The organism is Shewanella piezotolerans WP3 (assembly GCF_000014885.1).
In the GTDB taxonomy this organism is placed as follows: domain Bacteria; phylum Pseudomonadota; class Gammaproteobacteria; order Enterobacterales; family Shewanellaceae; genus Shewanella; species Shewanella piezotolerans.
The window spans coordinates 3,850,419-3,864,639 of the sequence record NC_011566.1; the positions used below are offsets into that span (position 1 = coordinate 3,850,419).

The window sequence follows — 14,221 nt, forward strand, 5'->3', positions numbered from 1 at the left end:
AATCATCAACCGAAACGCATGCCACTCTTTCAGGGCAGAAGCGCTATCAACGGAAAACGTCGGCAAAATTTGTAGCTTCTGCTAGGTTTTATAGGTAACAAATCAAAAACTTGCCTATGGAGTGTGACATTTCTATGCGACCTAAACAGCTCATGCTATGGCTAACATTTGTTGCAGCATCACTGCTCCCTAGTTATCTTTTCGCTAATTGGTCTTCTTTTGAAGCGCCCGAATTAACTAAACAAAGTCAATCAATCGCGCAACGAACCAAGGCATTGCCTGAACAGCACATTGCGACAGTTCGAGATCAAAAGCATGCAACTAGCATACTCATCGACACGTTTGAGGAGCAACAATCTCATGCAATAGCACTTAATCAACGACTGCAACAGTTTAGAAAGTCTAGCACTGACAAAAATTGGCATAGCATTGAACAAACGAGGCTTTCACTTGATAGTCTTAGCCAGAACAAAGCGTATCTTTTAGCTTATGTGCCAGCTAGCGTTAATGAACGCTTTACTGGATTTGGCCCCGATGGCGTCAGGCAGCTTTTATTAGAGATTCAAGTCACTGAAGCCATCATCAACTATCAACTCGTATTCCAGCTCAGAAGCTTAGCCACATTCATAGCGGATCTTAAAGTCTCCCCTTTCCCGCTATTAGTATTAGTTTTCAAGCTCGCTTTAATCGCAATGCTACTATCATGGTGGCTCAAACATGCACCAAAGTTAATAGTGACTCAACTCGAACACACTAAATGCAAACCACTAACTCGCGAACCGATTAGTCACTCTTTTTGGCGTTACCTTAATAAAATACAGGCACCATTAGCTTGGTTTATCACCCTTTCAGTTGTGCTCAATACCTTAGTCGGTTTACCTAGCCTTGATAGCATCAATTATCTCAGCGTGGTGATTAACTGGAGCTTTGCCGCCGTCATTATTATTCGAATCATCACCGAGTTTGCTTCACATCATAGCCACTACAATAATCAGTCAGAGATTGTTGAGCTACGAGTTCGCACTGTAAAGCATTGGGTATGGACTATTGTGATAGCAGCTATTGTATTAAAAGCTACGGCAATGAGCGTTTACCAAGGAACAATATACGCTTGGGTTAAAACGCTAATAACACTTATATTACTGCTTCTGCTGATAAAGACATTAAGAGATTGGCGTAACATTGTCTTTAAGCAGCTAGCTCAGTGTGAGGAGCAACCAACTTACGTTTTATGGGCTATATCAAAGCGCAACAATCTATTTTTAGCGCCAATAGCCACATTCATCGGTGTATACCGACTGTTTTCGCAACGGCTATTCCAAGCTCTTTTTAACAAGCTTTCTAAGTACGAAAACGTTAAACATGCACTGGCCTACTTCTTTAGAGTCGAGGTTGCAAAACAAAGTAAGGCTGACAAAGAGAACGCCAATATGGTGCGAATTAAAGGCGATGAAACCTATCAATTTGTTACTCCTGGCCATGAAGAGAGTGAACTCATTGAAGATTATGCCAGCAATGAACTCAATGAAATCGCGCGCTATGTATTAGCGCCCACCCCAGCAATGGCACTAATTTACAGCGAGCGCGGACTCGGACTCACGACACTATTAAAAAGGGTCATCTACCGCGCTCAGTCAGAAGATGCTATTTACATCAATTGCCCCCATGCAGGGTTCAACGCACTGATAGCACAGATTAACAGCGCTGTTGGCTTACCTGAAGATGCCGATGAAACTGAGTTAATTAAACTGCTACGCAATACCGACAAACGCTATATTTTTTGTGTCGATGATTGCCAGCGCATCATTAGCCCCAAAGTCGGCGGACTAAATAACTTAATGAAACTATCTAAACTACTCCGCCGAGGTCGCAATCAACATGGCATGTTGCTTGGCGTTGAACAGTCAGCTTGGCGCTTCGTTGACCGCGCTCGCGGAGAACGCTTGCTGTTTGATAAAGTCATTGCAATGCCACGCTGGAATGAGACCCAAATTGCCGCCCTACTCAGTAGCCGTATTGCAACTGATGGCGACAATATCTTGAGTTTTGCAGGCTTAAAGCTACCTAATCAATGGGATGAACAGGAGCTGTCTGAGATAGAGCGTGCGGAACAAGGGTTTTACCGTATTTTATGGGACTACTCCGATGGCAACCCGAGTGTTGCACTGCGTTTCTTCAGACAATCTCTTCACCAAGATAAAACCACCGGCGAAGTGTTTGTACGGATCTTCAAGGCCCCTGATGCCAAAGAGCTCGAAAGCATGCCAAAGCCTATGCTCGCCGTTCTTCGTGCCATCGTGCAACTAGAGGTGGCCTCAGCAGAAGAGCTAGCGGCCTGTACCCAACTGGGCTTTGCAGAGGTACTTAATACTCTGCGTTATTTTCAGAACCGAGGCTTTATAGAACTGATTGACGACAAGGCAAAAATATCTTCGCATTGGTTTAGGTACATCACCAATACCTTGCATAACCAACATTTATTGGTGAAGTAGATGAAAATAAAAGCATACTCAACGCTCATACTGCTGACGTTACTCTGTAGTTTTCAAACGCAGGCAGAAGCGCTATCGCCTAACCTAGATAGCCTTACCGAAATAGCCAGTCTTATCCGCTGGAGCGGTGTATTTATATCAATGTTAGTACTGTTTGTTGCCTGGTTAATGCTGAAATTTACGCAAAATATCGTTGACTCGATTAGTAACCAATTTGCGCAAAGGCGAATGCTGGCGCAAAAGCTACAATCTTTCTTCCAGTTTTTTGTCTATATGACGGCAGGGATTTCAGTATTTATGCTCAGCTTTAGAGTCGACGACAGAGTATTGACGTTAATCGGAGGAACGCTGGCAGTATCGGTTGGCTTTGCAATGAAAGACCTTGCAGCTTCATTTATAGCTGGCTTAACGGTAATGATAGACAGGCCATTTCAAGTTGGTGATAGAGTGACTTTTGAGGGGCATTATGGCGACATTATCGCTATCGGCCTACGCTCTGTGCGTATGTGCACCTTAACTGACGATATTATCACTATCCCCAACAGTAAATTTTTAAGTGATGTGGTGGTCAGTGGCAATTATGGTGCGCTGGACATGCAAGTGGTGATCCCCTTTCATGTCGCATTGGATCAAGACTTGTCACTAGCAACCGACATCATTAGAGAAGCCGCAGCTTCAAGTCGCTACATTCATCTACCAAAACCTATCGTGGTGTTAGTTAAACAGGATATTAGCGACAGTTACTTTGCCATTAAACTCACGTTAAAGGCATACGTACTAGACATTAAATATGAAAAGCTATTTGAAACAGATATCACCCTTAAAGTCATGCAGGAGTTTAAAAAGCAGCAAATCTGCCCGCCCGCAATCATGCAAAGCACTAGACTCACTCGTTAAGTGATTAATCTGCAAGTCTAGTGTCGAAAAAAGTACTAGTTGATAAAATGCTGGTCGATATAAGCGCACCAGCGTTCAGAGTCAGCAGCAGGTAATGATTCATCACCTCTGACTCCGAGCTTAAATTCCACCACTGAGCGCCACTCCAGAGAACCTAAATCAGGGCCATGACCTTGACCATCACCGCTGGTTATTTGCCTATCTACTTTTTCAAACCACGCCTCTGAGCAAACTTGCTTTTGTGGCTGAGTATCACTACAAGCAACAACATACACACACAGCAGAATAAACAAGGCTTTAGTGCCCAAATAGCTAAAGAGTTTTGTTAGCTTATTCTTATACTGATTGGTGCTTGTTTGGTTCAATCGATCGCATGTTTCCAATATGGCCGCCATTCGAAGAAGTAATACAATATTATTTATCTTAACGCTGACAAACTTCAAACACCATAGCACTATTAAAGCAAGCGACCTCTTCAATATCAGTGTTACCATCAGCAGCCCAGCACTAACGACGAAAGTCTTCATAAACCGCTCGAAATGGAGTCGCAATAGGTTCATCTTCATTAATCAAAATGGTAGAAAAGTCAGCGGCCTTACTCACCATATGCAAAAAATCACACTCTGAGCTAGATTCAATAAATAGCGAATCCCAGTAATAGCCTTTTTTGCTGCATCTCATACTTTGGTTGCGCTATATGAGCTTCAATATATTTAATAAGTGCAGCCAGCGGAGTACGTGAGTTAGCTTTCAATTTTATTTTTAATAACTTAGATTGCAATGACAACTCCTTTTCTTAACTCACAATGTTCATTAATAAAATGTTCGTTTATAACGTGTTCATTAAGCCTTGTCTTTAACGCAGTGGGCCATGTACTTTTCTCTGTCCCGTGTCGTATTTACAGTGAAATCCAGTTGATAAGAAGTAAGGACCGGCTTTCTCTCAGGGTTTGCTTCAGCAGCTTTCCAACGCCACTTTGCTATGGCCGCCGCGGCACTTTTATCAAACACTCCCTTTGGATAGGAGGAGCGAACTTTGTAACCTTGCGCTTTTCCTTCTGAATTGATCCCTATAACTAAATCAACACAGCCAGAAATCCCCTTTTTAGCGGCAGAAAGTGGGAACCTTGGTTCGACTTTCTTATAAGAGACCCAGTAATTATCCAGCCTCTCTTTATTAAGCTCTGCGGTTAAATCAATATAGTCTAGTTGAGCGGATGTATTATCAGTAGATGGACTAGAGGTGGCAGCACACGCAGAAAGTAGCGGTATGAGCACTATAATTAGAAATTTCAAAATCATTCCTTTAGATTAGAGATTGTTTCATTTTCGAGTATTTAACGTTGAATATCTCACAGAAAACAAAGTTGGCACAGACTGATGTTCATTAGTTATTTTCACTATTTAGGCCATATACTCTCTTTAATCAGGCAATACAAAATACATATTTGGTTTCAGATGTTAAAACTCTATATAGACAAATTAAATAAAACTTTTTGCATCTTTTTCGGCATTTCAACGTCATAGTTAGAATGTAATATTGATTATAAGGCGCAGTTTTTATGTTATCTGAATGGCAAAACCACAAGGCGCAGCTTCGCAGCTACGTTAGCAAACGTATTGACGATGCTGATGCGGTGGACGATATACTGCAAGATGTTTACATCAAAGCCAGTAGTAACTTGCACCAACTCAAATCTAAAGGAAGCCTTAAAGGCTGGCTTTATCGCATCGCTTATAACACCATCATGGATTTTTATCGGGCTCGCCAACCTCTCGATGCGCTGCCAGAAGAACTTGCGATTGAAGAGGAAGATGTAAGCACGCAAGCACATAAAGAGTTAGCCCAATGTTTACGGCCACTAATTAACGAATTACCAGAAAAATATGCCACTCCGCTGCGTATGGCTGAACTAGAAGGGATATCGCAACAAGCGATTGCCGATGAGCTAGGGTTATCGCTATCAGGCGCTAAAAGTAGAGTTCAAAGAAGCCGCGTTAAATTTAGAGAGCAGATGATGGCTTGCTGTGACTTTGAAATAGGGCAACAAGGTATTATCGATTACATGCCTAAAAAGCCTGAATGCAGTAAATGTTAATCCTCAATAGATAGAGCCCATAGCAAAATCTACTAAAGAGATAACTAGTTCAGCATTTATTGTCAATTTTTGCATCCTTTCTGTTATTCCTGCGTCCTAGCAAGTAGCGCACGAATTATTGCGCCCCTAAAACCTGCTAGCATCGAGCAGTCTCAGCAAAACAGTAATGATAGAGCCGCTCTACAGATAGGATTAAAAGTCATGCACAATAACGCCAACTCCTTGTTAACAAAGCAAGTCATTGAAGATGCGACCGAGTGGGCCATCATGCATGGAGTCGCTTTTCGTCAAGCTGATAACAGCGCTAGACACTGCCCTTTTAGCATTGCTCCAATAACAATGGAGAGCGAAACATTTGAGCAGCTAGTAGAAGTGACACCAATATTGAGCAAATTGATTAATAACGTTTCTGAAGATCACGACTTTCTGCAGGCATCACTGTTAGGCGTAGCTAAAGCCGATCCGTTTTTTGCTCGACTGTTATCTCTGCATCAGCAAGCTCATGGCAAAATTAACGCTCGAGTTCACCCTGCCCGCAAACCGCTGTTATTAATGCGTACTGATTTTATGGATGACCGTAAACTTGGTGCTAAGGTTATCGAGTTTAATAGTATCGCAGCAGGAATGGCGCCTTTTGGCCAACGCGCTACCGAGTTTCACCGCTATATGCACAGTCAATGGCCTGATATTTATCATGATTGGATTGAAAACAAGCGTGCAACCCCAGCTGAAAACCATGGGCTTGAACAACTTTCCTATGCCATCAAGTTAGCAGCCACCAAGGTTAGAGCTGCATTTAAAGAATCAGGTAAACCGACTTTTCTAATGGTGGTTCAAGAAAATGAAGACAACGTTTACGATCAACACCTACTTGAAGTTGAGCTACAAAAGCTTGGACTACGCACCGTTAGACGTACTTTCAAACAGTTAAGTTCACAGCTTTCAAGCGGCACAAAACAGCGCTTAATATTACAAGGTGTGGGCGCTATCGACATGGTGTATTTACGTGCTGGCTATCAATATTCAGACTACCATGTTCCCAAGCTCGACAAGTCGATATGCTGCCAAACCTTAAGTGAAACTAGACTATTTATAGAGCAACACCATGTAGCGGTTAACGCGACTTTCAGCCAGCAACTCGCAACCAGTAAAACCATGCAGATGCTACTCACTCAAACGCCTATTGAGGAGTACGCGCGATGGGGGCTTAATCTTGCAGAAGCGAGATTAGTCAAAAAGGTTTTAGCTGAGATGAAACCTATTAACGCTGACACTATCGCTTGGTTTAACAGTAAGGCTATCAAACAAGATTGGGTGCTAAAAAACCAAGGTGAAGGCGGTGGTCACTGTATATTTGGTGACGATATAAATGAAAAGCTAGCGCAACTAGATCCTGAAGAATATGACGCATGGGCACTAATGCTACGTTTATATCCCCATGAACGTGAACAACCGACCCTAGCTGTTCGTAACGGTAAGCAACTGCAAGTAGATAATCTCATCAGTGAAATTGGTTTATTTAGTGCCTATTTCGACTCAAAACCGGTGACGCAATTAAATGGTTACGCAGGGTATTTAATCCGCAGCAAACCCGCCTGTGAAAATGAAGGTGGTATTCACAGTGGTAAAGGCATTCTAGACTCACTTACGCTGGTTGAATGATTGGAGAAATCTCAATAGTAAAATGTTTCCGACTAATAAATCACTTTATTTGCGTCTTTGCTCACCCTACAACGTCTTACTAGTATAAACCTTAGGAACTGTTGACCTTTCGAACTTAGTTTTTGTTCCAAAGCTCAACAGTTCCTAATAATCGGAGAGAGTAAATGTTCCAAGTCACAGCCAAACAAACTGAAATCAGCGATAAATTTATCAAACGTGATAGCAATATGCTTAAGCAAATCTACGGCACTGAAGAGGTAATCCCCTACTGGATCGCTGACATGGATTTTCCTATCGCCTCCCCCATTACTCATGCAATGCAGCAATTGGTAAGCCGAGAAACTTACTCATATGAGTTCGACTCCAAAACGGTGTTCAATGCTATTGCCGACTGGAACCAAGATCGCCACGGCCTTAAGTTGAACCCTGAGCACTTTGTTCAAGTGCCTGGTGTGTTAAGTGCTATCGCCATGCTAATCCGCGACTTTACCAATGAGGGCGATGGCATCCTCATTCAAACACCTGTTTACCACCAGTTCCGCCGTTTAATTGAGTCTGCTGGCCGCACTGCGGTCAACAACACTCTGAAGATTGAAAACGACCGTTATGTCATCGACTTTGAAAATTTTGAAGCACAGCTGCAAAGCGGAAAAGTAAAAATGGTGCTTTTGTGCAATCCACACAACCCAGTAGGCCGAGTATGGACGGAGCCAGAACTGCAACAGTTAGTCGCAATCGCTAAGAAATATCAAACAATTATCATCAGTGATGAAGTACATGCCGATATTATTTTTAAGGGTTCGACGTTCACCAGTATGGCTGCATTAGATTATGAAAACAGCCTAACTATTATTGGATCACCCGCGAAAAACTTCGGACTAAACAGTATATCTAATGGCTATATCTACAGCGATAACACAGCATTACGTGAAAAAATCAAAGCGACCTCAACATCAATGTCACTTGACCACGGAAATGCATTTACAACCTACGCCACAATTGCCGCTTATCAGCAGGGTAAAGAGTGGTTTGATTCTTTCCTAAGTTATACCCAGAATACCCGAGATTGGATTGTCGCGTTTATGACAAAACAGCTGCCTCAGGTAAAAACCTTCGTCCCAGAAGGTACCAATCAGATCTGGTTTGATTTTAGTGGACTCGGACTTTCATCAACAGAGCTAAAAGCACTATTAACAGAGCAAGCGCAGATGGCATTAACCCCTGGCACTTGGTTTGGCGAAGCAGATGAAAACTTCTATCGAATGAATTTTGCTTCCCCTTTAGAGCAAGTGCAAGCTTCTCTGAAGCAGCTAAAATCAGCTGTTAATCATTAGGGGCTGTTGATCTTTCACGGTTGTTTTTGCCGCAGTTTATTGGCTATTTTGACAAGGCGGAGGCTATGCCGTTTAGTTATTCTCCACAAATAGTCTACAACACAGTAAAAATAGCCAAGAAACGCGGCCCTTTGGGTTCGCTTCAATGCTTCTATTACGGTGTTATGAGCTTTTCACTTAGCCAGCTAAGCTTTATCGCTCAAGCCTTGTACTAGAAGCATTATTCCTTACGGTAAAGAACCGAACAAAAACTAAGCTCGAAAGATCAACAGCCCCTAGTCATCAAAATCACCCGATAACAGCGCAGCTTGTCTCGGCAAGCTGTGCTCATATAAATATGCTCATCTCCCCAATTCAGTGAATATATGAGGGGGCTGCATTGGGTATTGTTATTGGAAATGCAGTATCCATAACTCACCAGTTAGCCCCTTATAACCCCACCAATTTGCAATTATCAAGTTGTTTACTATCCTCAATTTGTGCTCATACAGTACCGATATACAAGAGCATAACTCACACGCGCTAGTCTATTCGCTAAGGATAGTAATTAAAGTAATCAAAGGAATTAAAGTAATCAAAGCAATTAATGATGAAACATATCACTTTGCTAATATTAAGTTTGATGTTTACCTTCGCTTGCACCTAGTTGGCGCTGGAACCCAAGAAGCGATACGGAATTGAAGAAGAAAGTGCTATTCCCGAAAGTAAGGAGCAAGCGATCATCATGTTGATCACGGCATTAGATGAACGCTTTACAGGTGAGCTGACTCTGCTACTCGATTATATAAAAAACAAAAGCAGCCAAGATATCGCTAATGATAATGCATTGAGGATAGCCGACAGCAAGTTTATTAATGAGCTTGGGCATATTGTCGGCGAAGCTAATGCTGATCAAGCTTACGCACTATTGTATGGTGGACTAACAATGCGCTTATTTAATGGCAAACAAACTTCAATTAATGAGATCGCTGGGTGGATCCTTAATTTATCCGACGAGTCCGCAGAAGAGCGATAAATTATGCTTCAACTACGACATGACTCAATGATGAGGCTAATTAGCAAGCTCATCATTATTGTCAGTAACCGTTACTTAGTTCGATTCTTACTACGCCCATAACGGTTCTTATCACCGCTACTTTTAGTCGCGTTAGCTTGACCCGATTTTGACTCACTACGGCGTTTTTCTTGATATTTACGCTTATTATGGCTTCTCTCTTTCACCGGCTTTGTGGTGACATCGCGATAGCGTGCAGGTAAAGGGGCGCCCTGTTCATAACCTGGCAATGTAATACAAGGTAGTGTCATTTCAATAATCGTTTCAATCTCACTCAACATCGTTTTATCTTGCGGAGATACAAATGATATGGCTCGACCTTCTAGGCCCGCACGTCCCGTACGCCCTACTCGATGGACATAATCTTCTGCTGCAAAAGGCAGCTCAAGGTTAATCACCAATGGCAAAGCCTCAATATCCAGCCCGCGCGCGGCAACATCAGTGGCGACCATGACTCTTAACTTACCGTTTTTAAACTCTTCTAATGCTCGGTTTCTAGAGCCTTGCGTTTTATCACCATGAAATACAGCACTTTTTACGCCATCGAGCTTCAATTCGCTATGCAAGTGTTCAGCACTCTCTTTACTACTGACAAAAACCAGTACCTGCTGCCAATTATTACGGCCTACCAACTCCGATAACAATTCAGCTTTACGACGCTTATCAACTAAGTAAACCTCTTGGGCTATTTTACTGGCAGTGGCTGCGGTAGTCACATCGATCCACTCAGGCGCAACTAACATCTTCTGCGCTAAAGCTTTTACCTCTTCACTATAAGTGGCTGAGAAAAATAGTGTTTGATGCTCAACGGCCACCAGCCTTTTCACTCTTTCAATATCTCTAACAAAGCCCATATCTAGCATGCGATCGGCTTCATCAACCACTAAGTGAGTGACGCAGCCTAAATCCAAACCGAACTGACCGATTAGATCGAACAGTCTGCCAGGTGTCGCAACTAAAATATCAACTCCAGCTTGTACAGCTTTACGCTGTGGGTTCATGTTGGCGCCGCCATAAACCGCTGCTGTTTTAAAAGGTAAACACTGGGCATAAGCTTGAATATTATCTGCGACTTGTATGGCAAGCTCACGAGTTGGTGTTAACACTAAAACCTTTAACTCAGACCTGTATTGATTAAAGGTATCCTCTTCAGCAACTTTGCTCTGCTGCAATGCTTGCCCAACAAGGGTATTGAGTAAGGGGAGTGCAAATGCAGCCGTTTTCCCTGTACCAGTTTGTGCACAAGCCATAATATCTTGCCCAAGCATTGCAACAGGTAACACGTGGCACTGAACTTCGGTTAGCGCTTTATAGCCGCGTTTCGATACAGCATCTAAAATGTGAGGGTGTAGATCAAATGCATCAAAGTTCATGGTCGGCTCAATACAGGTTATAAAATGAAGGAGTAAAAGTGAGCGCGGAGTCTATCAAAAACCCAGCACAGATAATACTACCAAGTTCAGCAAAGCGGTGGGGACTAGCTATTTATCCGCGAAGCCATTAGGCATAAAAGCTAAAGCATCTAGCTGAATGCTAATTACTTACTTTTGTTAACTGTCACGATTGCGTCTGAATGACTCTCTTGCGGCGATGCATTTTGCTCATGCTCTAAAGCGGCTGTGATGCAGCTAGCCTCAAACTCTTCTGCTGTAACGGGCCTTGAGAACAGATAACCTTGACCATAGTCGCAACCCGCATCTGCAAGCACCTGACGCTGATAGGCTGTTTCTACTCCTTCGGCTATCACTTTCATACCGAGCTTATGTGCCATGACAATTATCGCTTCACAAAGGGTAAAATCATCGCTATTACTGTCGAGGTTTCGCGTAAAAGATTGATCAATCTTTAAAAAGTCGATATCGAACTTTTTAAGGTATGCTAAAGAGGAGTATCCAGTACCAAAATCATCCAGTGATATTTGCATGCCAGCATTGCGATACTGCTCTAACTTACTGTAAATAGCCTGGTTACTATCTAATAATAAACCTTCAGTAATTTCGACGCAGATAGAGTTCCGACTAAGGTTTAGCGTTTTAAGCAGTGCAACCCAAGAATCAAGACTTTCTCCTTCATCTCTAAATTGTACCGGGGATTTATTAATACTGATCTGTACTTCAATTCCGAATCTATCACGCCAAAGCGCGCACTGACGCGCAGCTTGTTGAAAAACCCAATTACCAATCTCTACGATTAAGCCAGTTTCTTCCGCAACAGCAATAAATTCGATGGGAGACACTAGGCCACGCTTAGGGTGATGCCAACGAATAAGCGCTTCAGCTTTAACGCTAGGATCCCCCGTTAAACATACTATTGGCTGATAATAAAGTTCAAACTCTTGGTTGGTCACCGCAAGTCGTAAATCTTGGATCAAGCGCATCCGGTACTTGGCATTTCGCTGCATTGACGGTGTAAAATAATGGAATCGATTACGCCCCTGATCTTTAGCCGCATACATGGCTTGATCAGCATGTTTGAGTAGCCCTTCAATACTACTGGCATCATCGGGATAAAGAGTAATACCAATACTTGCACTGATATAAGAAGTTTCTTCTCCAAGGCTAAAAGGTTCTGCTAGGCGATTCAAAATATTTTGGGCGACTTTATCCACGCCTTTTATATCTGTTATCCCAGAAAGCACCACAGTAAATTCATCACCGCCTAAACGGGCAACCACGTCGCTGTCTCGAATGCAGCTCTTTAGGCGCTTAGCAGCTTCAGTTAACAGTAAATCTCCCATATCATGACCAAGCGTATCGTTTACCTCTTTAAAATAATCGAGATCGAGGAACATTAATGCGAAGTGTTTTTCTCGTCGATCTGACTTTAAAATTTCGCTACCAAGATAATCAAGCAACATGCGGCGATTCGGCAAACCAGTTAAAGGATCATAATTAGCCTGTTTCCAGATAATCTGTTCAGCCTGTTTTTTATCGGTAATGTCGGAAAATAGCGCCACTCGACGCTCTGTTTGAGCTTCTGAATCAAATAGCGTATTTATTGTTAACCAAACCACTAACTCTTCGCCATTTTTTCGTCTGAGCCACATCTCCCCTTGCCAACGTCCCGTCTCCTCTACTGACAAGCTAATCTGTTCATATACGCTGTAATTATTACGTTTACACTGCAGAACTTGAATATTTTGCTGTTTAATTTCATCTTCGCTATAACCAGTAATATCGGTAAAAGCTGAGTTAGTGGTGATAATAACACCAGCTTCATCTTGCACGCTCATCGCTTCGCTACTGTTGTTATAAACCGATGCAGCTAATTTTAAAGACTCTTCGACTCGCTTACTATCAGTGATATCAGAATGCACTCCACACATACGCAACGGTTTATTGTTTTCATCCCGACTAACGATTTTTCCTGAATCCAAAATCCAGCGAATTTCCCCAGTATGAGCATACATTCGGTACTCTATTTTATGCTGTTCGCTGACACCGCTGAGGTGCTCATCTATAGAACGGAGCACTTTCACTCTATCATTGGGGTGAATTGCACGCGTCCACAGCTTAGGGTTTTCATTAAGTGTCGTGACATCACAGCCCAGCAAGTTAGCGCTGAGTTCATTACGCTCTACCTTATTATTAACAATATCCCAGTCCCAGAACCCCAGCTCACTACTACCTAGCACCAGCGCGAGTTGCTCCTGGCTAGCCAGCATGGCCATTTCAGCTTGTTTCTGTGAGCTTCGGTTAAGCAAACCAACAATAACCAGTTCAACTTTATCTTGGTTGCGTTGGCATGCCACAGTCATATGGGTATAAACAATAGAGTCGTCGCTAGCAATAAGTCTGATATCGAGTTCAAACTCATCGGTTTCTCCCGCTAGCATATCGGCGTAATAGTGGCTATAAAGATTAAAGTCACTATGATGTAGAAGGTCAGCCCAAAGTAACTCAAGTAGCTCAGGCTCACTATATTGCAACATTTGACAAAGGTTTGGATTCACCTTGATCCACTGATGATCAACATCGGTGATAGCAATGCCCATACTGCCCGCTTGAAAATGAGATTTAAACAAAAGGTGGTCTTGCAGCTTTATCTTTTGGTCTCGCTGGATCTCAATGCGCCGAGATAGCAGCATTCCCAGTAAAGCCGTGGTAATAGGGAAAATAATAAGGAAAGGTAAAGTGATCTGTTTAAGCAGTGACAATGCAACATCAAAGGGTAACACCAAGCCCCAAAGTAGCGCTAGAATGTGTAAACTGAAGCCAAAGATCAGCAGTTCCCTAAAACGAATATCGCCAATATCGCCTTTACGGTACTTACCCCATAAATAGCCGACTAGGCCCGAAGTCATGATTGTGCCTATCCCTGACCATGCAGCCACACCTCCTTCACTAAGTCGGAACAGGCCGCTAATAGCCACAGCGACAAGTGTCGGGATCCCACCGAAAAACATACCGGAGATCCCAAGGATCACCGTTCTTGAATCAAAAAATACGCCTGTCGTATATTCCCAAGGGCTCAACATTACCGAAATAGAAATAACACCGACAAGGGCGCCAATACCCACTCTCCAGAGGACATCTAACTCTCGCTTATGACTGCGCGGGAACGCGTCATATACGAACACCATTGCTAGCAATAGCGCTGCATTTTGAATAAGCGAGAAAAATAAACTTTGATCCATAAAGAACTGTTCGTCCGTGCATTAACTTACATCTAATTGAACAATAT

The 14,221-nt window shown here is 42.7% G+C and carries 12 protein-coding genes; 7 read left to right on the plus strand and 5 right to left on the minus strand.

Annotated features, from left to right (window positions below):
- Positions 1–134: 134 nt before the first annotated feature.
- Both SWP_RS16225 and SWP_RS16230 read left to right on the plus strand, forming a co-directional pair.
- The gene (locus SWP_RS16225) at positions 135–2,492 is read left to right on the plus strand and encodes an AAA family ATPase (protein ID WP_020913675.1); all 2,358 of its coding nucleotides are present in this window, start codon (positions 135–137) and stop codon (positions 2,490–2,492) included.
- Entirely contained in the window at positions 2,493–3,389 is an 897-nt protein-coding gene (locus tag SWP_RS16230; protein WP_020913676.1) for a mechanosensitive ion channel family protein, read from the plus strand.
- A 35-nt stretch (positions 3,390–3,424) separates the two neighbouring features.
- On the opposite strand, the gene SWP_RS16235 is transcribed toward SWP_RS16230, so the two are convergent.
- The 3 genes from SWP_RS16235 to SWP_RS16240 form a co-directional block, all read right to left on the minus strand.
- Positions 3,425–3,772: a hypothetical protein gene (locus tag SWP_RS16235; protein ID WP_228371075.1), complete on the minus strand. Its 348-nt coding sequence runs from the start codon at positions 3,770–3,772 to the stop codon at positions 3,425–3,427.
- 124 nt (positions 3,773–3,896) lie between these two features.
- Positions 3,897–4,070, minus strand: coding sequence for a hypothetical protein (locus SWP_RS24510; protein WP_228371076.1), 174 nt, complete (start codon positions 4,068–4,070; stop codon positions 3,897–3,899).
- A gap of 162 nt (positions 4,071–4,232) precedes the next feature.
- Complete coding sequence (locus SWP_RS16240; RefSeq protein WP_020913680.1) at positions 4,233–4,685, minus strand: energy transducer TonB; 453 nt, start codon at positions 4,683–4,685, stop codon at positions 4,233–4,235.
- Between the two features lie 266 nt (positions 4,686–4,951).
- Here SWP_RS16240 and sigZ point away from each other — a divergent pair, with 266 nt between their 5' ends.
- From sigZ to SWP_RS16260, 5 genes are all read left to right on the plus strand, one after another.
- Positions 4,952–5,488 (plus strand): RNA polymerase sigma factor SigZ, encoded by a 537-nt coding sequence (sigZ, locus tag SWP_RS16245; protein ID WP_020913681.1) that lies wholly within the window; start codon positions 4,952–4,954, stop codon positions 5,486–5,488.
- Between the two features lie 201 nt (positions 5,489–5,689).
- Positions 5,690–7,150 (plus strand): glutathione synthase, encoded by a 1,461-nt coding sequence (locus SWP_RS16250; RefSeq protein ID WP_044556007.1) that lies wholly within the window; start codon positions 5,690–5,692, stop codon positions 7,148–7,150.
- A 164-nt stretch (positions 7,151–7,314) separates the two neighbouring features.
- Positions 7,315–8,484, plus strand: a complete 1,170-nt coding sequence (locus tag SWP_RS16255) for a MalY/PatB family protein (RefSeq protein ID WP_020913683.1) — start codon at positions 7,315–7,317, stop codon at positions 8,482–8,484.
- Positions 8,485–8,549: 65 nt separating this feature from the next.
- A complete protein-coding gene (locus SWP_RS24235) occupies positions 8,550–8,699 on the plus strand; it encodes a hypothetical protein (protein ID WP_187148509.1) in 150 nt (49 codons plus the stop codon).
- A gap of 509 nt (positions 8,700–9,208) precedes the next feature.
- Positions 9,209–9,499, plus strand: coding sequence for a hypothetical protein (locus SWP_RS16260; protein ID WP_020913684.1), 291 nt, complete (start codon positions 9,209–9,211; stop codon positions 9,497–9,499).
- Between the two features lie 71 nt (positions 9,500–9,570).
- On the opposite strand, the gene SWP_RS16265 is transcribed toward SWP_RS16260, so the two are convergent.
- Positions 9,571–10,911 carry a DEAD/DEAH box helicase gene (locus SWP_RS16265; RefSeq protein WP_020913685.1) on the minus strand — a complete coding sequence of 447 codons (1,341 nt, stop codon included), beginning with the start codon at positions 10,909–10,911 and terminating at the stop codon, positions 9,571–9,573.
- 164 nt (positions 10,912–11,075) lie between these two features.
- Entirely contained in the window at positions 11,076–14,174 is a 3,099-nt protein-coding gene (locus tag SWP_RS16270) for an EAL domain-containing protein (RefSeq protein ID WP_020913686.1), read from the minus strand.
- Positions 14,175–14,221 lie beyond the last annotated feature (47 nt).

Excerpts from the sequence above, each read along its gene's own strand:
- SWP_RS16250 (WP_044556007.1), top strand. The coding sequence starts at position 5,690 with ATGCACAATAACGCCAACTCCTTGTTAACAAAGCAAGTCATTGAAGAT.
- SWP_RS24510 (WP_228371076.1), bottom strand. The coding sequence starts at position 4,070 with ATGAGATGCAGCAAAAAAGGCTATTACTGGGATTCGCTATTTATTGAA.
- SWP_RS16230 (WP_020913676.1), top strand. The coding sequence starts at position 2,493 with ATGAAAATAAAAGCATACTCAACGCTCATACTGCTGACGTTACTCTGT.
- SWP_RS16255 (WP_020913683.1), top strand. The coding sequence starts at position 7,315 with ATGTTCCAAGTCACAGCCAAACAAACTGAAATCAGCGATAAATTTATC.
- SWP_RS16270 (WP_020913686.1), bottom strand. The coding sequence starts at position 14,174 with ATGGATCAAAGTTTATTTTTCTCGCTTATTCAAAATGCAGCGCTATTG.
- SWP_RS16260 (WP_020913684.1), top strand. The coding sequence starts at position 9,209 with ATGTTGATCACGGCATTAGATGAACGCTTTACAGGTGAGCTGACTCTG.
- SWP_RS16265 (WP_020913685.1), bottom strand. The coding sequence starts at position 10,911 with ATGAACTTTGATGCATTTGATCTACACCCTCACATTTTAGATGCTGTA.
- SWP_RS24235 (WP_187148509.1), top strand. The coding sequence starts at position 8,550 with ATGCCGTTTAGTTATTCTCCACAAATAGTCTACAACACAGTAAAAATA.
- SWP_RS16225 (WP_020913675.1), top strand. The coding sequence starts at position 135 with ATGCGACCTAAACAGCTCATGCTATGGCTAACATTTGTTGCAGCATCA.
- sigZ (WP_020913681.1), top strand. The coding sequence starts at position 4,952 with ATGTTATCTGAATGGCAAAACCACAAGGCGCAGCTTCGCAGCTACGTT.